This is a genomic window from Vibrio iocasae, from assembly GCF_042245395.1.
Lineage (GTDB): Bacteria > Pseudomonadota > Gammaproteobacteria > Enterobacterales > Vibrionaceae > Vibrio > Vibrio iocasae.
Map to the genome: position 1 here is coordinate 1,694,281 of NZ_CP145311.1, position 25,052 is coordinate 1,719,332.

The following is a 25,052-nucleotide window of genomic DNA, read 5'->3' on the forward strand; positions in this document are numbered from 1 at the left end:
TTCTTACGCTTATGGTCGCAATTCAATGTAAAGTCATGAAATCATAAAAAATAACTTAGTGATGAGTTTAAAAATCCTCCATTACTTCTTCTTTTCGTGCTTTTGCTTCGTTTATAAAAGTTGCAAACGGAGGGATTGGAAATGCTGGATAAACGCTATATCACTTTTTTCGCATCCGCCTTAATAGGGGGGGTATCAGAAGCTTCGGCAATGCCTTATATGCCCGACGTTATTTTAGCTAAGCCATATTATGATGAAATCAATCTGAACCAGTATTGGATGAGTGAAAAGTTGGATGGGATCCGGGCTATCTGGACAGGTGATAAACTGGTGACCAGAACAGGGCGTCAGATTTATGCGCCTGGTTGGTTTCTAGATGCGCTTCCAGACTTTCCTGTAGAGGGTGAGCTTTGGGCTGGAAGATCCAATTTTAATCATGTTCAAAAAACGGTACTGGATAAAGAGCCTGAAGATACAGGCTGGAAGAAGATTAAGTTCATGCTTTTTGATCTTTATGGTGAAGATTTGCTTTATGAAGAGAGGTATAGCAAGTTAATTAAACAGATTGATGGAAAAAGTTCCCCGATTCTAGAGGTCGTTCAGCATCAACCCATAGTCGATAGAGTGAGCTTATATGACTTTATGAGACAGATTCTCTCTCAAGGAGGAGAAGGTGTCATGCTGCGAAGGGTGGGCAGTTTGTATGTATCAGGTCGTACCGACGATTTACTGAAGCTAAAACAAGTGAGTGATACCGAAGCTAAGGTCATTGGCTATAAAGAGGGCCGAGGGAAATATACAGGATTGATGGGCGCACTCCTTGTGGAGCTTGAATGTGGTTCCCGTATGTACATAGGTACCGGTTTTACAGATAAAGAAAGAGCTGCACCACCTGTAATTGGATCGGTCATTACAATCCAATATAGTGGTTATACGTCGGGTGGATTACCAAGGTTTGCCCGTTTTTTAAGGGAACGAATGGAAGAGTGAGGCAGGGCATACATCCTCACTCATCTTTTAGGTGTCTACTTAGGACGCGTTTTGAACCTTTTCCTTTTTATCGGAAAGGTTGATGACTTCGTCATCTGATACCGTTTTTGAGTTTCCTAAGAATACGCCACCTTTATGAATGATCAGTTCTGAAGAGCTTACCTCTCCTTTTAACTGACCATTGCCAAGGATCTCAATACTTTTCGCGAATATTTCGCCTTCAAACAAACCGTTAATAATGGCTTTTTCTGCATAGATTTCGCCATCAATGCGTCCGGACGGGCTGATAGTTACAAGTTTGTCCGTTTGTAATTTACCCGATACTTTTCCATCTACCTGAATGTTGCCAGAGAGAGTTAGTTCTCCTGTAACTTTGGCACCCTCTGCGATGATAGTTGTATTGTGGTGTTTACCTGATTTTCCACGCTCTTTATTAAATAGTCCCATTTTATGCCCTTACTAACTTTAAAAACGGATTCGAAGTTTTCCATACTCCAGTTTACAAACGGTTTAGGATCTAACGCTCTACCAACGAAACGTACCTCATAGTGAAGGTGCGCTCCTGAACTCATTCCGGTGTTACCTGATAGGGCGATGAGATCGCCTTTCTTAACAAAATCACCATTTCGAACTTTGAAGGATTTTAAGTGCGAGTACGATGAAGTTATACCATAGGCGTGAGATAGCCTTAGGTAGTTACCAGACCCTTGATTACTCTTACGAGTCACTTCTACCACACCATCAGCAGGCGCATACACGGGGGTTCCGGTATTGACTGCGAAATCAAGCCCACGGTGCATCGTACGTTTCTTGGTTACAGGATGGGTTCTCATTCCATAAGGAGATGAAAAGCGTCCTTTCTTTACCGGGCTGCCACTGGGTATGATCTGGAGGATGTACTGACGAACAACGGTGTTAATTGCAGCTACATCTAGTCTTGAGTCGATATCAAGCGCGTCGGGAGATGAACCGACGACCGTCTCTATATCTTTTAACCTATCACTTAATGATTCAAGCTCTTGCTGCTTTAGCGTTACTTCTTGCTGTAAGTCGTCCTTCAGCTGTTCATATTCCCTTAGCTCTTTGCTGAGCAGAGACGATTGCTGTTCAAGAATGGTTTGCTTTTGTTTAAACAGGTTTACTTCATCCATTAAGAAGTAAATACTGCCGCTTACTGCAAGAACTGCGCAAAGCAGGAATATCCCCAGAAACTTGAGCCGCACTACCGTACTTCTGGAGAGTTTAAAGTGGTTGGTTCCTTTTACGCCAGATATGGCGACAACAATACTATCCGAGGTCATGATCTGTCATCAAAGGCAAAAACAATGGCGGACATTATATAGAGGTTATTAATTTGACCACTATTGATATATGTATAAAGCGCGGAAATATTTCTGGTTTTGTGAGGTGGTGCTAGGAATATAATATTGAGCTCATCGCTGCGATCAAAGTACATCACCTGGCTAGGTAATGTACTTTAAAATCAATATATTGCAATATTGTTGGAAAGGATTAATATTTGGTTAAGTTATTGTTCTTTCTTTAACTTATCCTATTAAACATCTGTCATTTTATCGTGATGCATATTCCAACTGAACTTGATCGTTTTGTTTTTGCATCCAGCGCAAACGCAGTGTCAGCATAATTGCAGCAGATGTGAGACCAATGATGAAGCCAATCCAAAAGCCGTAAACGCCCATCCTCGGGATAATGATGTCTGTCATCGCTAATAGATATCCTGAAGGCAAACCAAGAATCCAATAAGCAATAAAGGTGCAGTTAAAGATCGCTTTCATATCTTTATAGCCTCTTAGGGCACCGGCACCGATAACCTGAACAGAATCTGTGATTTGATAGATGGCAGCAATCAGCAAGAGCTGTGTAGAGATCGTGGCTACTTCCGGAGCATCTGTATACAAGAGAGTAATTTCGTCTCTAAATAACACAGTAATCAAAGCAGTTATTGAAGCGAGAAGCAAGCCAAGAGCAATACTGACTTGTGTGGATATTTTTGCGCCTTCGGTACTCTCTTCACCAAGCTTATGTCCTACACGGATACTGACAGCCGCGCCTATGCTCATTGGAAGCATAAAGACCAGAGATGAGAAATTGATAGCAACCTGATGTGCTGCAACAGTGATTGGTCCCAATGGCGCTACAAGTAAAGCAACGACAGCAAACAGGGTAACCTCGAAGAATATAGAGAAAGCAACGGGCAAACCGAGCTTAAATATCCTGGCTTGCTCTTTCCATTCGGGTTTATGAAGCTTTTCAAATAACCCTACATGCTTCAATCGTTGTGATGTCGCCACATAAAAAAGCATAAGAGCAAACATAAGTGTATACACAATCGCGGTGGCTACACCACATCCCACGCCACCAAGGGCAGGCGCTCCTAGTTTGCCATATACAAACATCCAGTTAAGCGGTACGTTTGCAGCAAGCCCTAAGAAACCGATTACCATCGCAGGTTTAGTTAAAGCCATTCCGTCAGTGAAGCTACGTAAAGCCTGATACAGCAAGCTCGCTGGCACAGCAAATAACATAGCATTCATATAGCCCGTTGTTTTTTCGGCAAGTATTGGATCGACATCCATCATACCGACGATGAACTTGGTTTGTACCAGAACAAGCAGTGTTGGAATGATGAGAAGCGCTGCCATATAAAAGCCTTGCTGAACTTCATAGGCGATTTTCTTTTGCTTTCCTGCACCATTGAGTTGGGCAACGACTGGAACGAGCGCCATTAGTAAGCCAATGCCGAACAAAATAGTAGGCATCCATATACTCGATGCAACAGCAACAGCCGCCATATCAGTTGCACTGACTCCACCCGCCATAATAGTATCCACAAAGCCCATCCCTGTTTGTGCCACAGAGGCAACGAGTACAGGTGTAGCTAATTTAACAAGCGCTTTTGCTTCTTTCTTATAACGGTGCACAGGAGTTCCAATAATAAAGAGGTGATATGGGTGTAATGATAATGAAATGTGAGTATTATCACCATAAAAACTTAGGAGTATTTATGTTTACTGGAATTGTTCAGGGCATGGCTAAAGTGGTATCAATTGCTAAAAAAGAGAATTTCCAAACTCATATTATTCAATTACCTACAGAATTAGCCCAAGGATTAGAGATTGGTGCATCGGTTGCTCATAATGGCTGTTGTTTAACGATTACGGACGTTTGTGGTGACAATGTCACATTCGATCTGATGCAGGCGACATTAAAACTGACTAACCTTGGTGAGCTGCGTGAAGGGGACTACGTGAATGTTGAAAGAGCGGCTAGGTTTGGAGATGAAATTGGCGGACATAGCATGTCTGGACATGTTTCATTAACTGCCAGTATCGATAAGGTGATTGATACACCGAACAACCGCACGGTTTGGTTCAAAATGCCTGAAGACTCTATGAAGTACGTTTTGGCCAAAGGGTATATTGGCATTGATGGATGTTCATTAACGATTGGAGAAGTCGAAAATGAACGTTTTAGTGTTCACTTGATCCCAGAGACACTTGAAAGGACGTTGTTTGGGCAGCGAAAAGAAGGCGAGAGGGTCAATATTGAATTTGATCCCCAAACTCAAGCAATTGTTGATACTGTAGAACGTGTTCTGGCTAACCAGAAAAACTAAAAGTATTGTTCGTCATCAGCATCAACAAATAAGTTGATAGCATCGTGTTGTTCATCAACTTGCATGTTTAAATGTATTGCTCTGCAACAGGCAGGGCAATCATCATAAAACTCCTGGCTACCGTTAGATGCATCTAAAGTTATGCCAATGGAATAACCGCAGTGTGGACAAAGTACGTGCTTTTCACAGTAATCTTTCATGTTTGTCTTCCTTGGCTAATGAAGCCTTTTTCAACCCTATATTGTAAGAATAGTATAGGGTTGAAATAGTTATGGCTTAGTCGCCAAAAATGCGCTCTATATACTGTTTTGCTTCTTCGAGGTAGTGGCCACCAAACATATTACAGTGATTGAGAATATGATAGAGGTTATAAATATCTTTCCTCTTTTCGTACTCGTAGCTTAACGGAAATATACTTTCGTAACCTTGATAAAACTCTGGCTGGAACCCTCCAAACAACTCGGTCATGGCTATGTCACATTCGTGATCTCCCCAATAACAGGCGGGGTCGTAGCATAATGGTCCAAATGCGGTGTTTGATGAGTTTCCATGCCAAAGATCGCCATGAATGAGTGATGGTTTAGGATGATGATTCGACAGCTTTTCGTTAATTCCCGATACGATGGTATCAATATCGCCAAATTGAATGCCTTTCTCATTGAGAAGTTGAAGTTGCCAACCGATTCGTTGCTCTGAGAAGAAACGGCTCCACTTCTTCGTCCAGGTATTTGGTTGTAAAGTCAAACCGATGTAATTGTCCTGGTCGAAACCATACTCTTTTTGCTCTCCCCATTGGTGGAGCTTAGCGAGTTGTACGCCAAATTCGTAGCTACGGTTTCTGTCTTCCAAGGGTTTTGTCGCTAAATAATTAAGTACGATAAACGCATGCTCTTTGCATTGTCCAAACAAGACGAGTTCGGGGAGGGATACGGTGTCTGAGAGTCTAAGTTCTTTTATACCTTCTGCTTCTGCTTCAAATATGGGGAAGTTCTCTTTTGATTGTGTTTTGACAAAATAGCGTTGTTCACCATCACTGATCATATAGCATTCGCTTACACCACCACCCTCCAGTTTCTGCTTCTCCCTGATTTGGAAGGTAAACATTAATGTATCTGAAAGTTGCTGAGAAATTGCTTGCCACATATACCCATCCTCGAACTGATTAGCGTTTCACAGATTAATTCTAGGACATTTTTTCACGAAATCAGGTGGTTACTTGGAAATATTCGGAATTAAAGTTGATATGGCTCATAAAGTCTGTAAAAGGTGAAGCAATGTCACCACCATAACCCCCAAGTTTCTGCAGTTCAGTCTTATAAGTACTATATTTAGGTTGATTGTGTGAAAAAGATTGCGTAACACAAAGGTTTTTAAGTTGAATTACTGGTTCTGGTGGCATCATTTAAGTTGATGATTTAGTATTGATTAGGTAACACATATTAAATGTGAATTATCACAATAACATTCTCGGAGTATATAGTGGTTGTTGATACGGATGGCTATCTGGCTCTTATTGAGCACCTGACCTTTAATCTGGATGTATTTGCATCCGGTACTGGTGATACAGGTGAAGAAACCGTAGAAGATGTAGTAACGGATATGATCTCCAGCAATATCATGGCTCTGTTTGAGCAAAATCCAGAATTGCATTCTAGCGTGCGCTTTAAGCTTCTTAAAGAGGTCGACTCAGTAGTAGAAGACTTAGGTGAAGTGCTTGCTGGTGTATGGCTTTCAAAAGCGACAAACGAACAAATTGTTTTTCTTGATGAGTATATTGCTCTGGTCAAAAACTTGTTTGATGTTGCTGTTGCTACTTACGATTAATAGAAGTTAATCAACTCTTCTTACTTGCCAGAACACCGAAGACCAATATGGGTTGTCTAATCTTGAAATGATGACCCCTTTCGATGTCGATGCGTGCATAAAGGCATTATTCCCCAGATAAATACCGACGTGATTGTCCTTCCATGAGGTTTTAAAAAAGATCAGATCACCTGCTTTGGCTTTTTTATAATCAACCTCATAACCTGCGTTTACTTGCTGACTTGTTGTTCTTGGTAGGCTTTTATTCTGAGCTTTGTAAAAGACGGATTGCACGAACGCAGAGCAATCCACACCGCGTCTGGAAGTACCTCCTAGCCTATATGGTGTCCCTTTCCAGGATTCGTATTCAGTCCATAACTTTTCCGTATCAGAATCTGACTTGAGAGTTTGTTTTAGTTCGGTATTGCTAATAGAGGAATTGTCTGGCTGAACTCTAGAGGTCGAACAGCCTCCAATCAGCACGAGGAAAAGAGTAGCTAAGATGGCTTGTTTGATGTTTGTTGCGTGTTTCATTTGACCCGTTCAAATCATCTTCTGTGATTCTATTGATAGTAAATGAAATTGTTCGGTAAGTCTTGTCAGAAAAAAAGCGACTCAATTTCTTAAGTCGCTGTTCGTTGAATTGGGTGTGCTACTTCTTACGCTTGGTGAATATATTCCACTCTTTCAATATAGAGTCGTCATATCCTATAACAGATGCGGTAACTCTGCGGTTCAACGCATGATCAACTTCTGATTCTCCATCTCTATCAAGAACAGAGTCACCATAGCCGGTAATAGTCACGCGGCTTGGTTCTATGCCTAGTTGAATAATTGCATCACGCACCTCATTTGCTCGTTCTTTCGAAAGAGCCAGGTTATGTGTTGCAGAACCCGTGCGACTCGCGTATCCCTGAATCTCAACGGATGTCTCTGGGTACAAACCTAAAAACTCAACCATTGACTTGATTTCACCAATAAACGCAGGGCTTATGATTGATGAGTCGTTGGTAAACAGGATTTTTAGCTGGATCTCTTGTTGAGACTGTAGCTTGCTTTCACAACCATAGTTATCAACTTCTGAACCGGGTGGTGTTGTTTTGCACTTGTCTCTTGCATTGATGACACCATCAGAATCATCGTCTTTTAGATCTGCAATCTGATCCGGTTCTGGAGTAGACAAGTAGTCATACTTATCTTCTGCATTAATCGGTTGCGAGACAGCCAGAATCAAGAGTGAAAGTGGAAATATCGTATTTCTCATCCCATTTATCCTTTATTCTACTTTCTCGTTCCATTCTTGCGGAATATCAACAAGTAGTGCATCGAGTAAAGTACCTGTCGCATTTAATACGCGGTATTTAGCGTATAGTCCGTCATACTTAGCGTCCAAATAGTTTTTACGTGCTTCGAACAACTCATTTTCTGTGTTTAATAGATCAAGAAGAGTGCGTTGACCGATACGATATTGCTTTTCGTACGCGATAACAGTGTCCGAAGTTGAATCTACATTTTGTGACAAGAACTCTTGTTGCTTGACGGTCAGCTCCATAGCACTCCAGGACAAACGAAGACCTTCATTTACGTTACGGAAGCTAGAATCTCGAAGGTCTTTTGCTTTATTTAGCTGATAAGCCATTCGATCTTGCTCTGCTGCGTCTGAACCACCATTAAATAGGTTGTAACGCATGCGGAGCATTGCCGATGTTTCATCTCGACGGCCTTGTCGACCATCAGCATCGTCGTATAAACCATGGGAAGCTTCAATGGAGAAAGTAGGGTAGTTAGTTCCTTTGGATTGTTCGTATTGGTACTTCGCTGCTTGTACGTCTGCCGCAGCAACTTTTAATACAGGATGGTTTGCTTCAGACAACAGAGCCGCATCATCAAGTGTTGATGGAATGGTCTCTTCGTCTGGTCTTGGAGAAATTAGATCCTGTGGAGACTCGCCTACTAGCTTTGTAAACTGAGTATAAACATCGATAACGTTGTTTTGAGCCGCTATAAGGTTACTGTTGGCATTCGAGATACGGGCTTCTACCTGTGATAAATCGGCTGTTGAACCGATTCCCGAATCCACTCTGCGCTTGATGTCTTTATAGATTTTCTGGTGAACTTCCAGGTTTCTTTCAGATAGGGTCAATACTTCTTGAGCTTTAACCGCATTCAAATAGACATTGGAAACTTCAAGTGCCAGGTCTTGTGCATCGGCAATTAACTGGTATCTCATGGACTCAGCTTCAGCAGCGGTTCTATCGATATCTTTAATCGTTGCAGAGCCATCCCACAGAAGCTGGGTGAGTCGAATAATAGCTTCTTTACGAGTTAGTTCAGTTTCATTTCCTGTCGCAGGATCGATCTTTTCATAACCAATACCAGCGTCCAGGTCTAAATTAGGTAAATATGCCCCGCTTGATACATTGTTTGCTTCTACATAACTTTTAAAATCGTTATATGAGCCTTTGATATCCGGGTTACTCGTAATAGTGGTAGCAATAGCTTGCTCTAGTGTTTGGCTATGTACACCAAAGCTGAGTGAGACAAGACAACCTAACGTGCTCAACCTAGTCCATTTCAAAATAGTTTCTCCAAATAGATAACACCCTCGAATGAGATGTTATCTCTTTCTAATGCATGAGTTTGTAATAAAAATGTTTAAAGTAAAGAACCTAAGATAACGGGCTGTAAATTGTTTTGTATTAATAAGACAAATCAGATGATATTCACCTGGGCAGTCATATAAGCTCCGTTCCTCATCGGGTCGATAATCTTAAAGAATACAGCTAATTATTTAAATATTATATTCCCATAATAAATAAAAATCTCAAACATGAGATCAAATCTAAATAAATGAGACGTATACTACAAAAGTTTATTTACTATCGCCAAAATGTGGTTCTCGTTCCACTTTGGTGGTAGTTTTGGGCGTTGCTGTGAATTGATTTGTTTACAGAAATAACAATAAGTAATGAATTTATTGCATTTAATGCATGTGTAGACGAAGGAAAGGTTGGTTATGAGTGTTTTGTTCGATGATATCTCTGAAAATTCTAAATATATAGTTATCGATATTAACGGTCACATTAAAATTGTTGATGGTTTCTCTGAGTTAAATCCCGGTGATGTTTTTGTCTATAAGGGAGATTCTCCAATGGAGGTTGCTGCCGAAACAAAGATTGGCATCATTGGAGACGATGGAGAAATTCAAAACATTGATGATGAGATAGAGCAGATTTTTGCTCAATTGGAACGAGGACAGGACCCAACACAGCTTTCCGAAGCTTTTGCACCGGCAGCAGGTACTACAAATACAAGTTCATCGAATGAAGGTACCACAACTGTTGAAAGAACAGCGGCTGAAAGCCAAGGAAGCACTGCTTTTGACACTTCAGCGGAATTTAACTCAGCAAACAGCACTTCAGAAGAGTCTGCTCTTTCATCCACTCAAAGACTCTCACTAGAAAGATACCTCGCTGATCCAACTGCCATAGACGATGCCTTCGTTACAGACGAAGATCAGCCAGTAACCATGGACGTGTTGGCGAACGACTCTGATGCAAACAACGATACTTTAACTTTAACAGCGGCAACAGTACCGGCCGGACAAGGCACTGTTGAAATTGTAGATGGCAACCTTGTTTTCACCCCTGCTGCTAACTACTTTGGCGTGGCAACGATTACTTACACCGTAGATGACGGGAATAATGGCAGCACAACAGCGACAGCGACAGTAGTCGTTAATTCAGTGAACGATGCACCTGTTGCAGTTGATGGCACCAACAGCACAGAAGAAAACACGATATTGGAAGGTAATGTTCCAGCAGCAACAGATATCGATGGAACCATTGCCAGTTACCAGCTTGTTTCTGATGTATCTGAAGGCGCTCTAACGTTAAATACCGATGGTAGTTACTCGTTTAACCCTGGCACAGAGTTTGATGATCTTGCTGAAGGTGAAACGCGCGAAGTTACCTTTACTTATACTGCTACGGATAATGGTGGTTTAGTTAGTGATGTTCAGACTGTTGCTATTACTGTAACGGGTTCAAATGATGCTCCAGTATTAACAGTTAATAACTTGAGTGCGACGGAAGATGGCAGTGCAGTTATCGGTACCCCAAGTTTCGTTGATCCTGATACCAACGACTCAGGACACACTTTCAGTGTTACAGCAATGCCGGAAGGGCAAGGTAGCGTAAGCATCGATGCGAATACTGGTGAGTACACTTACAACCCGGGTAATGACTTTCAGAATCTAGCTTTGAATGAGACCGCTACTGTTAGCTTCGATGTGACGGTTGATGACGGCAAAGGTGGTACGGATACTGAGACGGTCACGGTGACCGTGAAAGGTACGAATGACGATCCGGTGTTGACAGTCAATAGCCTGAATGCGGATGAAGATGGTGGTGAAGTGAAAGGCACACCAAGCTTCACAGACCCTGATATAAAAGATAGTGGTCATACTTTCAGTGTTACAGCTATGCCGGAAGGACAAGGCAGTGTCAGCATAAACGCAAGCACGGGTGAGTACACGTACAACCCGGGTAGTGATTTCCAGAGTCTGGAGATGGGTGAAACTACAAAAGTGAGCTTCAATGTAACAGTTTACGATGGTAATGGTGGTTCCGATACCGAGACCGTAATTGTGACTATTACTGGCACCAACGACAAGCCGACTATTGAAACAGAAACCCGCAGTGTGACGGAAGATAAGAGCATTCGAGGACGTATGGATGCGGATGATGTGGATTTGGGCAAAGGCGCAGAGCTGACCTTCAGCACAAGCAAAACCGTGAAAGGTCTGACTCTGAATGAAGACGGCACCTACCGTTTTGACGCGTCAGAATATGATTCACTGGAGAAAGGTGAAACACAAACCATCACGGTTCCGGTGACCGTAACGGATGAACACGGTGCAAAAGCGACCTCGACTCTGGAGATCACTATTACCGGCACCAACGACAAGCCAACCATTGAGACAGAAACGCGGAGTGTGACGGAAGATAAGAGCATTCGAGGTCGTATGGATGCGGATGATGTGGATCTGGGCAAAGGCGCAGAGCTAACTTTCAGCACAAGTAAAACCGTGAAAGGCCTGACTCTGAATGATGACGGGACTTACCGCTTTGACGCGTCAGAATATGATTCACTGGAGAAAGGTGAGATACAAACCATCACGGTTCCGGTGACCGTAACGGATGAACACGGTGCGAAAGCGACCTCGACTCTGGAGATCACTATTACCGGCACCAACGACAAGCCAACCATTGAAACAGAAACCCGGAGTGTGACGGAAGATAAGAGCATTCGAGGTCGTATGGATGCGGATGATGTGGATCTGGGTAAAGGTGCAGAACTGACCTTCAGCACAAGTAAAACCGTGAAAGGCCTGACTCTGAACGACGACGGCACCTACCGTTTTGACGCGTCAGAATATGACTCACTGGAGAAAGGTGAGATACGAACCATCACGGTTCCGGTGACCGTAACGGATGAACACGGTGCGAAAGCGACCTCGACTCTGGAGATCACTATTACCGGCACCAACGACAAGCCAACCATTGAAACAGAAACCCGCAGTGTGACGGAAGATAAGAGCATTCGAGGACGTATGGATGCGGATGATGTGGATTTGGGCAAAGGCGCAGAGCTGACCTTCAGCACAAGCAAAACCGTGAAAGGTCTGACTCTGAATGAAGACGGCACCTACCGTTTTGACGCGTCAGAATATGATTCACTGGAGAAAGGTGAAACACAAACCATCACGGTTCCGGTGACCGTAACGGATGAACACGGTGCAAAAGCGACCTCGACTCTGGAGATCACTATTACCGGCACCAACGACAAGCCAACCATTGAGACAGAAACGCGGAGTGTGACGGAAGATAAGAGCATTCGAGGTCGTATGGATGCGGATGATGTGGATCTGGGCAAAGGCGCAGAGTTGACCTTCAGCACAAGCAAAACCGTGAAAGGTCTGACTCTGAATGAAGACGGCACCTACCGTTTTGACGCGTCAGAATATGATTCACTGGAGAAAGGCGAGATACAAACCATCACGGTTCCGGTGACCGTAACGGATGAACACGGTGCGAAAGCGACCTCGACTCTGGAGATCACTATTACCGGCACCAACGACAAGCCAACCATTGAGACAGAAACGCGGAGTGTGACGGAAGATAAGAGCATTCGAGGTCGTATGGATGCGGATGATGTGGATCTGGGCAAAGGCGCAGAGCTAACTTTCAGCACAAGTAAAACCGTGAAAGGCCTGACTCTGAATGATGACGGGACTTACCGCTTTGACGCGTCAGAATATGATTCACTGGAGAAAGGTGAGATACAAACCATCACGGTTCCGGTGACCGTAACGGATGAACACGGTGCAAAAGCGACCTCGACTCTGGAGATCACTATTACCGGCACCAACGACAAGCCAACCATTGAGACAGAAACCCGCAGTGTGACGGAAGATAAGAGCATTCGAGGTCGTATGGATGCGGATGATGTGGATCTGGGCAAAGGCGCAGAGTTGACCTTCAGCACAAGCAAAACCGTGAAAGGTCTGACTCTGAATGAAGACGGCACCTACCGTTTTGACGCGTCAGAATATGATTCACTGGAGAAAGGTGAGATACAAACCATCACGGTTCCGGTGACTGTAACGGATGAACACGGTGCGAAAGCGACCTCGACTCTGGAGATCACTATTACCGGCACCAACGACAAGCCAACCATTGAGACAGAAACCCGCAGTGTGACGGAAGATAAGAGCATTCGAGGTCGTATGGATGCGGATGATGTGGATCTGGGCAAAGGCGCAGAGTTGACCTTCAGCACAAGCAAAACCGTGAAAGGTCTGACTCTGAATGAAGACGGCACCTACCGTTTTGACGCGTCAGAATATGATTCACTGGAGAAAGGCGAGATACAAACCATCACGGTTCCGGTGACCGTAACGGATGAACACGGTGCGAAAGCGACCTCGACTCTGGAGATCACTATTACCGGCACCAACGACAAGCCAACCATTGAGACAGAAACGCGGAGTGTGACGGAAGATAAGAGCATTCGAGGTCGTATGGATGCGGATGATGTGGATCTGGGCAAAGGCGCAGAGCTAACTTTCAGCACAAGTAAAACCGTGAAAGGCCTGACTCTGAATGATGACGGGACTTACCGCTTTGACGCGTCAGAATATGATTCACTGGAGAAAGGTGAGATACAAACCATCACGGTTCCGGTGACCGTAACGGATGAACACGGTGCAAAAGCGACCTCGACTCTGGAGATCACTATTACCGGCACCAACGACAAGCCAACCATTGAGACAGAAACCCGCAGTGTGACGGAAGATAAGAGCATTCGAGGTCGTATGGATGCGGATGATGTGGATCTGGGCAAAGGCGCAGAGTTGACCTTCAGCACAAGCAAAACCGTGAAAGGTCTGACTCTGAATGAAGACGGCACCTACCGTTTTGACGCGTCAGAATATGATTCACTGGAGAAAGGTGAGATACAAACCATCACGGTTCCGGTGACCGTAACGGATGAACACGGTGCGAAAGCGACCTCGACTCTGGAGATCACTATTACCGGCACCAACGACAAGCCAACCATTGAAACAGAAACCCGGAGTGTGACGGAAGATAAGAGCATTCGAGGTCGTATGGATGCGGATGATGTGGATCTGGGCAAAGACGCAGAGCTAACGTTCAGCACAAGTAAAACCGTGAAAGGCCTGACTCTGAATGATGACGGGACTTACCGCTTTGACGCGTCAGAATATGATTCACTGGAGAAAGGTGAGATACAAACTATCACGGTTCCGGTGACCGTAACGGATGAACACGGTGCGAAAGCGACCTCGACTCTGGAGATCACTATTACCGGCACCAACGACAAGCCAACCATTGAAACAGAAACGCGGAGTGTGACGGAAGATAAGAGCATTCGAGGTCGTATGGATGCGGATGATGTGGATCTGGGCAAAGGTGCAGAGCTGACCTTCAGCACAAGCAAAACCGTGAAAGGTCTGACCCTGAACGACGACGGCACCTACCGTTTTGACGCGTCAGAATATGATTCACTGGAGAAAGGTGAGATACAAACCATCACGGTTCCGGTGACCGTAACGGATGAACACGGTGCGAAAGCGACCTCAAATCTGGAGATCACCATTACCGGCACCAACGATGGTCCAGTAGCCGTAGACGATGCTGACAAAGTATTATTCACCGAATCGTTCGAAACCAGTGGCCTGTCAGGAAATAGCTGGGGAGAGTTCGGTAATTACAACGGCTGGACCATTACAGACAAGAATGGTAAATCCGCTGAGCTGGAAATCCAAAGTGGAAACGTAGGTGGGTCTTCGGCATCCGAAGGCAATGCACATGCCGAACTCGACGCTCATGGGCCTAACAGTCTTGTTAAAATATCTAGAGAGCTAGACACAGAACCGAAAGAGTCTTATGAGCTGAGTTTTGATTACAAACCACGCCCGGGAAGTGTAAACGATAGCAATATGAAAGTGACATTTGGTAGCACGAGCCTACTAGTTGTCGCAAGTAAAGATGCTCAGGGGGCGACCAAGGTAACGGTTTATGACATCGATGAGAATGGCAACAGACTTGGTGTCGCTGAGGATGTGACCGTTACATACAATGAGGTAACCGGTTGGTATAGCGTTTCAGTCACCGGAGTGTCAGACAGTGACGCGACAACAACGCTTTCTTTTGCTGGTGAAGGTCAACAAAACTCACTTGGAGCTTATTTAGACAATATCGAAGTAAAAGAAGCGACTCTTACTACAAGTGAAGATGCTGTACTAAATATCTCTGTTGCTGATGTTCTACTTGGAAACGACACGGATGTGGATGGTGACAAGTTATCAATTGTTAAGGTTGATGATAAAGAGATTAAAGTCGGAGAGACAATAATACTTGATAGTGGAGCATTGCTGACTTTACGTTCAGATGGCACTTATGACTACAATCCGAATGGTAAGTTTGATCATTTATCTGAGGGTGAGCGAGCAACCGATACGTTTGAATACACTGTAGATGACGGAAACCAAGGAACTGATACTGCAACAGTTACTATTACACTTACAGGCACTAATGATGCGCCAACTATCGAAGCAACTAAGCTAGAGAAACTGGAAGAGGGCTCAGTAAGTGAAGGTACATTGGTTGCTACGTTTAAAGCGGATGATCTGGATGATGCAGATGTTAAAGGCCTGACGTACCAAATTACCAGTGGTAATGAGGATGGTTATTTCCAGATAGATGCAGATGGGCGTGTCACGCTGACCGCGAAAGGTGCTGCTGCCATAGATAACGATAAGGGTACTGACATCACCAGCCTTGAGCTGGGCGTGAAGTCGTATGATGGCAAACACTACTCAGACGAAATTAAAGTGGAGATCGATGTTGATCGCATTAATGACAATGCGCCACGTGTGATTTCATACGGCTCTAACCATGAGTTGGTTGAAGGGACATGGGAAGCCAAAGCGGGTGTGCATCTCGCCAGTTTTAGAATTGAAGATATCGATGATCAAGATACGTTGACTTACCGAATTACAAGTAATAACGATGATGGCTACTTCCAGATAGATGAAAAGACAGGAGTGGTGACGTTAACGGCGAAGGGGGCTGATGCTATCAACAGTGATGAAGGTAAAGACATCACAAGCCTTGAGGTAAAAGTGGTCGCCAGTGATGGGCAGCATGACACCAGAGAGATGGCACAAAGCTTCAAAATTATTCGCGTTAACGACAATGAGCCAACCATCGAAGTAACGGATGTCAAAGAGTTAACAGAAGGCTCAGTCAAAAAAGGCACTTTAGTTGCCACGTTTAAAGCGGATGATTTGGATGACTCGGATGTTAAGGGGCTGACGTACGAAATCACCAGTGGTAATGAGCAAGGTTACTTCCGTATAGACGCAAAAACAGGTGATGTGACGCTGACCGCGAAAGGTGCTGCTGCCATAGATAACGATAAGGGTACTGACATCACCAGCCTTGAGCTGGGCGTGAAGTCGTATGATGGCAAACACTACTCAGACGAAATTAAAGTGGAGATCGACGTTAATCGTATTAATGACAATGCGCCAGTAATAGACATTTCTGACGGTGCTACTGAAACTAATATAGTTGTCAATGAAGATCACGAGTTCGTTTCTTCTGAAACACCTATCATAGTTACTGATTTAGATGATGGTGATTCATTAACCTATGAAATTCTTGATTCTGATAAAGCAGCAAATGGTTCAGTCAGCATTGATCCTGTTACAGGGAAATATACATACAATCCAAATGAAGACTTTAGTGGGAAAGATTCATTTAAAGTAACAGTGACTGATGGTAACGGTGCTAAAGATACCGTTGTTATCAACGTAAATGTTAAACCAGTAAACGATAACCCTGTAGCAGATGATTTTAGCATCGCATCTGACCAAACCTTTAGTTTTGGTAGTACTGAGTCTAGTAAAGATCATGTTACCGATCCTGACTCAGAGCAGCTCGCTATAAATATTTCGGAGGCTGATGGGCCAAAATATGGTGAGCTCAAGTTCTTCGATAGTGAAGGTAAAGAAGTTGATCCGGCGAACGTAAATGAGTTCACAGAGGTTAAGTACGAAAAACTAAGCGATGCGGATATTACCGCTAAGTTAAGCTTTGACGCTAAATCTTTAGTTGAGGATGATAAGTTTGATGTCGTAGGTCAGCAGAGCGCTGAGGTTACATCAACAGGGGTCACCATAAGTTCGCATCAATACTCCGGTGCAATGCCAGATGGTGAGCCTACTGACACTGAAACAACAATCACGTACAAGCAAGATCAAACGAAGTCTATCAACAAAGTTGGGCTTGGTGTTGATTCTAGCGATAAAGATACACCGGAAATGGATGTTACAGGAAAAGAATATATTTCTGTCGACTATACCGGTGCAAACGCTGAAATAACCTCCGCTAAGTTTACGTTTAGCAGCCTTGGCAATTATTACGATAAGAATGATACGAGCGCTCAAGAGGCTCAAGTCAATATACTGGCAATAAGCACTACAGGTGAGCCGTACCTCTATACGTTTAATGATAAAACCAATGATGTTGTGTTTGACGGTAGTGGTGATTTTAGTGTGGTAATTAATGCTCCTGAGGGTGTCTCTTTTGACGAGTTCAGAGTATTTACTACTCAAAGTGCTGATGATGCAGATGGAATAGATGCGAGTACCAAGCTCAACTCAAACATGTTATTGCAAGGTGTCGAAGTTATATCTGCCGATGTATCTGACTCATTTAAATATGAAGCAACAGATAGTGATGGTGCAGTTAGTAACGAAGCAGAGGTTACTATAGATACGATCGAAGTTAATTCTTCAATGGTGTCAGGGTTGAAAGGAGAGTACTTCACTTATCATGATAATCCGGGAAACAATGTTGCTCAGAAAGATTATGGTAATAATCTGAGGAATGTATCGGGTGCACTTAATTATCTTGAATCTGGGGATGAGAATGATGCTGATGCAATTTTTACCTCTACTGGTTTAAGCTATAAAGGTAATAATGGTCAAAACCTGGGTGGAGAAAATAACCTAGAGGTGTTCCTAGGTACAGATTCTGCTTCACTAAGCAAGTCAGAATCATTTGAAAATTCAGCAGATGCTATCGTCCGCATGTCTGGTGCTATTGAACTAACCACTGGTTTTTATGCATTCAAAGTGACTGCTGATGACGGTTATTCCATAAAGGTCAATGGTGAAGTAGTAGCTCAGTTTGATGGCAATCAAGGCCCAACAATGCGACACCCAGATAGTGCCAATAATGCAGACCCAAGAAGCACTCATGTAGTGTTTGAAGTCGAGGACGCAGGATATCAGGATATTGAAATTGTCTACTGGGATCAGGGTGGTCGGTATGAGCTGGATGTCGAACTGGCTAATTTCGGGAATACAAAACCGAGTGTGGTTACTGTTCAAGACTTTGAACCAATCAGCTCTGATATCTTACACCACGAGGCACCGATAACTGATGCAACGATTGGTAGTAGCAGTGTTGTGTTTGCAGGTGTTGGCCAGGATATTTTAACTGGTGGCGAAGGCGACGATACCTTTATCTGGACAACTGAAAGTCTGGATAACGGAACGACTGACACTATCAGAGACTTCACCGTAGGTGAAGACTCTATTGATATAAGTGAACTTCTTGACCTTAGCGATGATCAGAACTTACCAACCAATGCTAGTGATCTGGGTGATCTATTGAATAATATTCAGGTCGATGAGGCGGAAGGTGATGTGTCTTTTAATATTACTAACAATGGTAACACTCAGACTATTGTTATCGAGGATGTTGTCTCTCAGTTAGATAGTTTGTCATCTCCTGCAGAGCTAACCAATGAACTATTCTTCAACAGCTTTATTAAACATGACTAATAACTAGTTTTGAGTCCCTGATACTCAAAGGGCCAGAATCAGTGAACACTGATTCTGGCCCTTTTTAATGTATTGAAACGTAACACAAGTGAATAGTTGCGATTTCTTATAGACTTAGAAAACTCTACAAGCAAAACCCTTCAGATAGAAACCTTCAGGATAAGCGGTATCAACAGGATGGTCGGCAGCTTGTTCGAAACGCTCAACAAATTTCACGCTTCGGTTTGCGTCAACAGCTGCATCGGCTAGGATCTTCTGGAATAAATCTTGGTCCATCAGGCCTGAACAAGAGTAGGTCAGTAGTGTTCCACCTGATTTCAGAATCTGCATTGCCAACATGTTTATGTCTTTGTATCCACGACAAGCACCATTTAACTGGGCTTTGGAGTCCGCGAACTTAGGTGGGTCCATAATGACAACATCAAACTTCGTACCTTGGTCACGATATTCACGAAGCAGCTTAAATACGTCTGCATTTAAGAAAACAGCGCGCTTTTTGGAGATATCGAACCCATTCAGTTCCGCATTGCGTTTTGCCGTATCAAGCGCGGGCTGCGAGACATCAGCGTTGATGACGCGTTTTGCACCACCTTTTAAAGCGTAAAGACCAAATCCACCCGTGTATGAGAAGCAGTTGAGGACTTCTTTATCTTTGACATACTTCGTTGATTGCTCTCGGCTGTCACGCTGGTCAAGGTAGAAGCCCGTTTTGTGGCCGTTCTTAATATCAACAGAGATCTTTACACCGTTCTCTTCAATAACTACAGACTCAGAAGGCTCTTCTCCGTAAAGAACACCAACGGTTTCTTTTAAACCTTCTTTTTTACGAACCGCAACATCTGAACGTTCATAAATGTTGAAGTCGGGGAAAACCTCGTTCAAAGCTTCAACTAGGGTTGTTTTTTGATACTCCGCCCCGGCACTGAGAAGCTGGCATACAAGGTAATTCTGGTAACGATCGATTGTGATTCCTGGCAAACCATCTGATTCTGCTGCAATAAGGCGATAACCGGTTAGTCCATCCCTTTCAATACAATCATCACGTAGTAGTTGTGCCTGCTGAATACGTTCTACAAAAAAAGCCTTATCAATGTTCTTTTTTTCAAAAGACCAGACACGAGCTCGAATTTGTGAAGCAGGGGAGTAAGCTGCTTTTGCCAGCCATTGACCGTTGTTAGCAAAAACATCTACCGTTTCGCCACTTTCGGGATTACCTTCCACTCTTTCTATGCCACGAGAAAAAATCCAAGGGTGTTTTCTACGCAGTGATTTGTCACGGCCTTTAGCGAGATAGATAGAAGCGGTCATAAGTATTACCAGAATGTGTTAAATGGGGCGGTATTGTCCTTGATGAGGAAACCAAAATCAATTCTTATGTCACAGTAAGTTATCTCTCCTAAGCTAAGATAAAGGAATCAAAACTCAAGGAAAGCGGTTATGGAGAAAATCAGCTATAAGTTTACTGTCGAAGGTACAGTGCAGGGGGTTGGCTTTCGTTATCACACTTGCCACGAAGGCTTAAAACGCGGCTTAACAGGATATGCAATGAATCTGTATAACGGTGATGTAGAAGTTGTTGCTTGTGGTAGCGAAGCTCAGCTTGATGATTTTATCGAGTGGTTAAAAATGGGGCCAAGAATGTCACGGGTTACAAAGCTAACCTGGGACGAAGTTCCTTTTAAGGCTTACAAAGGCTTTGAGATTAAATACTGATTCACCCTCTAGGGAGAATCAGTTATTCAGACATATCTGCGAACTGGCTTAAAGGCATTTAGCCGGTTTTGGAAGGCCTGCAAGTTTAGTCGCTTGTTTTGCTGGCCCCTTTTTGAACAACTTAAACAAGTACTTGCTGTTGCCTTTTTCCGGACCATGCTCTTTTTCGACCGCTTTTACCAGCATTCGTACTGCCGGGGAGGTATTGAACTCTTCGTAAAACTTGCGAACGAATAAGATGATTTCAAGATGATCTTCCGTTACTTCAATACCTTCGTCTTCAGCAAGAATACCGATCATGCCTTCTTCCCATTCTTCATGGTTGAGAAGGTAGCCTTCTTTATCTGTCTCTATTGATTTACCGTTGTATTCAAACATAAATATTATCTTGTGCTTTGTTTTGGCAAAGGATACTCCTTTTACTGAAAACAAAAAAGCCCGGATGTAAATCCGGGCTTTGAGATTCGTTGTTCAGACGTATTAGTCGTCGTTCATTACACCAAGGATGCTTAGTAGGCTGATGAACATGTTGTAGATAGATACGTACAGAGTAACTGTCGCTGAGATGTAGTTCGTTTCACCACCACGCACGATTGACTGCGTAGTTAGCAAAATTGCACCTGTTGAGAACAGGATAAACATACCGCTCATAGCTAGAGACAGTGCTGGCATCTGTAGGAATAGGTTTGCGATGAAACCAACTAGGATAACAACAAAGCCTGCCATCATCATGCCGTTTAGGAATGATAGGTCACGTTTAGTTGTTAGAGCGTATGCAGAAGCAGACATAAATGCCAGTGCAGTACCACCCAGCGCAGTCATTACTACATCACCCATGCCTGCACCAAGGTACATGCTTAGGATAGGACCTAATGTGTAACCAAGGAAACCGGTAAATAGGAAAGTAAACACGATACCCATGCTGTTGTTACGGTTCTTTTCTGTTAGGAAAAGCAGGCCATAGAAACCAACAAGCATAATAATCAGACCTGGATGCGGTAGGTTAAGAGCCATAGATACGCCGGCTACCACTGCAGACCAGATAAGTGTCATTGAAAGCAAAAAGTATGTATTACGCAATACTTTGTTTGTTTGCAGCACGCTCTGCTCGGTAGAAGTGCGTGATACCATTGGACTGTTCATAATCTTCCTCAAAAGGTAACTGACTTGTTTATTACTTAGTTTATATATGTGGCTAAAAGTTTCAAACTTCAAGCCCCTGTAGACTCTAATAATACAGAAAAGTGTTTTTATTCATAAAGATAACTTTTCTGAAAGGTGTAACAAAATGTTATACCGTTTATCTTGCTAAAAGTAAGGGTAGCAAAGCTACCCTTATTTGATCTATTTTGCAGAATTATAGTTAGTGACTCAAGATCTGGCTCAAGAAGTTTTGAGTTCGATCAGACTGTGGATTTTCAAAGAACTCTACAGGATTGTTCTCTTCAATAATCTCACCGGCATCCATAAAGATAACTCTATCGGCAACTTCTTTAGCAAAGCCCATCTCGTGTGTTACACAAAGCATGGTCATGCCTTCATCAGCGAGTTCAACCATTACATCGAGTACTTCACGAACCATTTCTGGATCGAGCGCAGATGTCGGCTCGTCAAACAACATGATACTTGGGTTCATGCAAAGAGAACGCGCAATAGCAACACGCTGCTGCTGACCACCGGAAAGCTGTCCTGGATATTTCAAAGCTTGCTGAGGAATCTTAACTCGCTCAAGATACTTCATTGCTATCTCTTCCGCTTCTTCTTTAGGCATTTTCTTTACCCAAATCGGAGCAAGAGTACAGTTTTCAAGAACTGTCAGGTGAGGGAACAGGTTAAAGTGCTGGAAACACATTCCCACTTCTTTTCTCACCGCTTCAATGTCTTTTAGATCTTCAGTCAGCTCGTTACCTTCAACGAAAATATGGCCGCGTTGGTGTTCTTCCAGGCGGTTAATACAACGAATCATCGTCGATTTACCTGAGCCAGAAGGGCCACAGATGACTATCTTTTCGCCTTTTTTCACTTTTAGGTTGATATCTTTAAGAACATGGAACTCACCGTACCACTTGTTCATATCTTTAATTTCGATTACATGTTCATTCTGTTGCGACATAATACGTCCTTGAACCTCTAATTAACGTTTGTGGCCGGTGTGGAGTTTGTTCTCTAGGTAGATCGAGTATCTCGACATACCAAAACAGAACACCCAGAACACTAACGCGACAAATACATAACTTTCTATAGCAAAACCAAGCCATTCAGGGTCGGTGTTTGCTGCTTGTCCGATACCCAGTACGTCAAACATACCGATGATTAATACCAGACTGGTGTCTTTAAACAGGCCAATAAATGTGTTTACGATCGAAGGAATCGTGATCTTCAGAGCCTGAGGCAGGATGATCAGGCGAGTCTTTTCCCAGTAGCTTAGCCCAAGAGCGTCTGCTGCTTCGTACTGTCCTTTTGGAATTGCCTGAAGACCACCACGGATAACCTCTGCCATATAGGCTGCACTGAACATCACAACACCAATAAGTGCGCGAAGTAACTTATCTGTCTCTGAACCTTCAGACAGGAACAGAGGCAGCATTACCGATGCCATAAAGAGTACGGTAATAAGAGGTACACCACGCCAGACTTCGATGTAGACTGTACACATGCTTCTAATGATAGGCATGTCAGAACGACGACCGAGGGCCAACGCAACACCGATAGGTAATGAAACAACAATACCAACCAGAGCAATGATCAGAGTGACAAGAAGTCCACCCCACTTATGAGTTTCTACAACCTCCAGTCCAAAGAAACCACCGTATAATAATCCCGCGACAATAAACGGATAAATGTTTACGAAGAACAGCCAAATCCAGCCACGCTTTGGGGTCTTTTCATACATTAGTGCAACAACAAAAATCGCTAACGTTGCGTAGAAAAGGCGAGGGCGCCAAAGCTCAGCCTCAGGATAGAAGCCGTACATAAACTGTTCCCAGCGCACACTAATAAATACCCAACATGCGCCATCGCGGGTACACGCATCACGCGTAGTACCTATCCAGTCGGCTTTAAGTAGTGCCCAGTCTGAGATAGCCCAGATAATAGACAGAGCGAAGTAACCCAGAATAAATGTAAGAACAGTATTTACAGGGCTATTGAACAGATTCTTACGAAGCCAGCCAACAATACCAACAGTGTTTGCCGGTGGCGGGAGATCTTCTTTAAATTGATGTACTTTCATTTTATCTCTCCACCAACGCAACTTTACGGTTGTATATGTTCATCAACAGCGAAGTCACCAGACTTAACGTCAAGTAAACGGCCATGGTCATCGCGATGATTTCAATTGCCTGACCAGTCTGGTTTAGAGTAGTACCGGCAAATACTGAAACGAGATCTGGATAACCTATCGCCATCGCTAACGACGAGTTTTTTGTCAGGTTTAAGTACTGACTTGTTAGCGGAGGGATAATGATTCTAAGTGCCTGAGGAATGATGATCAGTTTAAGTGTGCGCGACTTAGGCAGTCCAAGCGACATTGCCGCTTCTGTTTGTCCGTGGCTGACCGCGTTAATACCAGAACGTACGATCTCTGCAATAAATGCAGCGGTATATATGCTCAAAGCAAGTAAAAGGGCGCCTAGCTCGGGAATGATGTTGACACCGCCCCGGAAGTTAAATCCTTTTAGAACAGGATATTCGCCAGAGATTGGTGAGCCTGAAAGCAAGTAAACAATAGTTGGAATAACAACAATTAAGCCCAAGCCTATTCTAAGCATTGGTGTCTGTTGCCCTGTCAACTTTTGCTTATTATTAGCCCAGATATTGATAATAACGGTAAAGATGATGCCGAAAAGAAAAGCGCCAATAACCAGATTACTACCGTCCTCGAACACAGGAGAAGGGAAGTAAAGGCCACGCACGTTCAAAAATATAGCTTCACCGACGCTAATACTTTGCCTTGGAGATGGCAGCGCCTGTAGCACCGCGAAATACCAAAAGAATATCTGCAATAGTAGAGGGATATTACGAAACGTTTCTATATAGACAGCTGCCAGGCGGCTAACCAACCAGTTGGAAGAAAGTCTTGCGATACCTATGGTAAAGCCTAAGAATGTGGCTAAAAGAATACCGAGAACCGAAACGAGTGCTGTATTCAGTAATCCAACAACAAAGGTTCTGCCGTAAGAGAAGGTTTCATCGTACTCGACAAGAGTCAGGCCAATCCCAAAGCCAGCTTCCTGAGTTAAAAATTCAAATCCAGTCGCGATCCCGCGAGCTTCTAGATTGGTAAGTGCATTGTTGACTATTGAATAGAAAAAATAGACCAGAGCCAGAATAGCTACTGCCTGAAAGGCGATTGCCCTAAAAGTGGGATTATATAAAAGGTTTGCGCTCTTTGGCTTGGGTTTACCCGGGGCCATTGCGCTTGTATTGTCAGGTTTCATACCGCTTTAACCTCAAAATCCAAAA

Annotated in this window: 19 protein-coding genes; 5 read left to right on the forward strand and 14 right to left on the reverse strand. The window is 43.5% G+C overall.

Going from position 1 to position 25,052, the window contains the following annotated elements; translation table 11 throughout:
* Positions 1 to 141 precede the first annotated feature (141 nt).
* A complete protein-coding gene (locus SNR28_RS17540) occupies positions 142 to 990 on the forward strand; it encodes a DNA ligase (RefSeq protein ID WP_375753952.1) in 849 nt (282 codons plus the stop codon).
* Between the two features lie 39 nt (positions 991 to 1,029).
* On the opposite strand, the gene SNR28_RS17545 is transcribed toward SNR28_RS17540, so the two are convergent.
* From SNR28_RS17545 to SNR28_RS17555, 3 genes are all read right to left on the reverse strand, one after another.
* Complete coding sequence (locus SNR28_RS17545; RefSeq protein ID WP_375753953.1) at positions 1,030 to 1,437, reverse strand: polymer-forming cytoskeletal protein; 408 nt, start codon at positions 1,435 to 1,437, stop codon at positions 1,030 to 1,032.
* Positions 1,347 to 2,291 carry a peptidoglycan DD-metalloendopeptidase family protein gene (locus SNR28_RS17550; protein ID WP_375753954.1) on the reverse strand — a complete coding sequence of 315 codons (945 nt, stop codon included), beginning with the start codon at positions 2,289 to 2,291 and terminating at the stop codon, positions 1,347 to 1,349. Before SNR28_RS17550 ends, SNR28_RS17545 begins: the two co-directional genes overlap by 91 nt.
* A 270-nt stretch (positions 2,292 to 2,561) precedes the next feature.
* Positions 2,562 to 3,932 carry an MATE family efflux transporter gene (locus tag SNR28_RS17555; protein ID WP_375753955.1) on the reverse strand — a complete coding sequence of 457 codons (1,371 nt, stop codon included), beginning with the start codon at positions 3,930 to 3,932 and terminating at the stop codon, positions 2,562 to 2,564.
* Positions 3,933 to 4,015: 83 nt separating this feature from the next.
* Here SNR28_RS17555 and SNR28_RS17560 point away from each other — a divergent pair, with 83 nt between their 5' ends.
* The gene (locus SNR28_RS17560; RefSeq protein WP_375753956.1) at positions 4,016 to 4,627 is read left to right on the forward strand and encodes a riboflavin synthase subunit alpha; all 612 of its coding nucleotides are present in this window, start codon (positions 4,016 to 4,018) and stop codon (positions 4,625 to 4,627) included.
* Here SNR28_RS17560 and SNR28_RS17565 read toward each other — a convergent pair.
* Positions 4,624 to 4,827, reverse strand: coding sequence for a CPXCG motif-containing cysteine-rich protein (locus tag SNR28_RS17565; RefSeq protein ID WP_375753957.1), 204 nt, complete (start codon positions 4,825 to 4,827; stop codon positions 4,624 to 4,626). The genes SNR28_RS17560 and SNR28_RS17565 overlap by 4 nt on opposite strands.
* A gap of 76 nt (positions 4,828 to 4,903) precedes the next feature.
* Complete coding sequence (locus SNR28_RS17570; protein ID WP_375753958.1) at positions 4,904 to 5,770, reverse strand: fructosamine kinase family protein; 867 nt, start codon at positions 5,768 to 5,770, stop codon at positions 4,904 to 4,906.
* Between the two features lie 336 nt (positions 5,771 to 6,106).
* Here SNR28_RS17570 and SNR28_RS17575 point away from each other — a divergent pair, with 336 nt between their 5' ends.
* Entirely contained in the window at positions 6,107 to 6,451 is a 345-nt protein-coding gene (locus tag SNR28_RS17575) for a DUF3802 family protein (protein ID WP_375753959.1), read from the forward strand.
* A 6-nt stretch (positions 6,452 to 6,457) separates the two neighbouring features.
* Here SNR28_RS17575 and SNR28_RS17580 read toward each other — a convergent pair whose 3' ends face one another.
* From SNR28_RS17580 to SNR28_RS17590, 3 genes are all read right to left on the reverse strand, one after another.
* Complete coding sequence (locus SNR28_RS17580) at positions 6,458 to 6,964, reverse strand: C40 family peptidase (RefSeq protein WP_375753960.1); 507 nt, start codon at positions 6,962 to 6,964, stop codon at positions 6,458 to 6,460.
* Positions 6,965 to 7,082: 118 nt separating this feature from the next.
* Positions 7,083 to 7,694, reverse strand: coding sequence for an OmpA family protein (locus SNR28_RS17585; RefSeq protein WP_375753961.1), 612 nt, complete (start codon positions 7,692 to 7,694; stop codon positions 7,083 to 7,085).
* Positions 7,695 to 7,706: 12 nt separating this feature from the next.
* Entirely contained in the window at positions 7,707 to 9,008 is a 1,302-nt protein-coding gene (locus tag SNR28_RS17590) for a TolC family outer membrane protein (RefSeq protein WP_375753962.1), read from the reverse strand.
* A 438-nt stretch (positions 9,009 to 9,446) separates the two neighbouring features.
* On the opposite strand from SNR28_RS17590, the gene SNR28_RS17595 reads away from it, so the two are divergent.
* Positions 9,447 to 18,875, forward strand: a complete 9,429-nt coding sequence (locus SNR28_RS17595) for a VCBS domain-containing protein (RefSeq protein ID WP_375753963.1) — start codon at positions 9,447 to 9,449, stop codon at positions 18,873 to 18,875.
* A gap of 114 nt (positions 18,876 to 18,989) precedes the next feature.
* Here SNR28_RS17595 and SNR28_RS17600 read toward each other — a convergent pair whose 3' ends face one another.
* Complete coding sequence (locus tag SNR28_RS17600; protein ID WP_375753964.1) at positions 18,990 to 20,183, reverse strand: class I SAM-dependent methyltransferase; 1,194 nt, start codon at positions 20,181 to 20,183, stop codon at positions 18,990 to 18,992.
* Positions 20,184 to 20,312: 129 nt separating this feature from the next.
* Between SNR28_RS17600 and yccX the strand changes: the two genes are divergently transcribed.
* On the forward strand, positions 20,313 to 20,588 hold the full coding sequence (gene yccX, locus SNR28_RS17605; protein ID WP_375753965.1) for an acylphosphatase: 276 nt from the start codon (positions 20,313 to 20,315) through the stop codon (positions 20,586 to 20,588).
* A gap of 48 nt (positions 20,589 to 20,636) precedes the next feature.
* Here the strand turns inward: yccX and SNR28_RS17610 are convergent, their stop codons facing one another.
* From SNR28_RS17610 to SNR28_RS17630, 5 genes are all read right to left on the reverse strand, one after another.
* On the reverse strand, positions 20,637 to 20,966 hold the full coding sequence (locus tag SNR28_RS17610; protein ID WP_375753966.1) for a TusE/DsrC/DsvC family sulfur relay protein: 330 nt from the start codon (positions 20,964 to 20,966) through the stop codon (positions 20,637 to 20,639).
* Positions 20,967 to 21,068: 102 nt separating this feature from the next.
* A complete protein-coding gene (locus tag SNR28_RS17615) occupies positions 21,069 to 21,731 on the reverse strand; it encodes a Bax inhibitor-1 family protein (protein ID WP_375753967.1) in 663 nt (220 codons plus the stop codon).
* Between the two features lie 220 nt (positions 21,732 to 21,951).
* Positions 21,952 to 22,701 carry an amino acid ABC transporter ATP-binding protein gene (locus tag SNR28_RS17620; protein WP_375753968.1) on the reverse strand — a complete coding sequence of 250 codons (750 nt, stop codon included), beginning with the start codon at positions 22,699 to 22,701 and terminating at the stop codon, positions 21,952 to 21,954.
* 21 nt (positions 22,702 to 22,722) lie between these two features.
* Positions 22,723 to 23,820, reverse strand: a complete 1,098-nt coding sequence (locus SNR28_RS17625) for an amino acid ABC transporter permease (protein ID WP_375753969.1) — start codon at positions 23,818 to 23,820, stop codon at positions 22,723 to 22,725.
* Position 23,821: 1 nt separating this feature from the next.
* Positions 23,822 to 25,027, reverse strand: coding sequence for an amino acid ABC transporter permease (locus SNR28_RS17630; protein ID WP_375753970.1), 1,206 nt, complete (start codon positions 25,025 to 25,027; stop codon positions 23,822 to 23,824).
* Positions 25,028 to 25,052 lie beyond the last annotated feature (25 nt).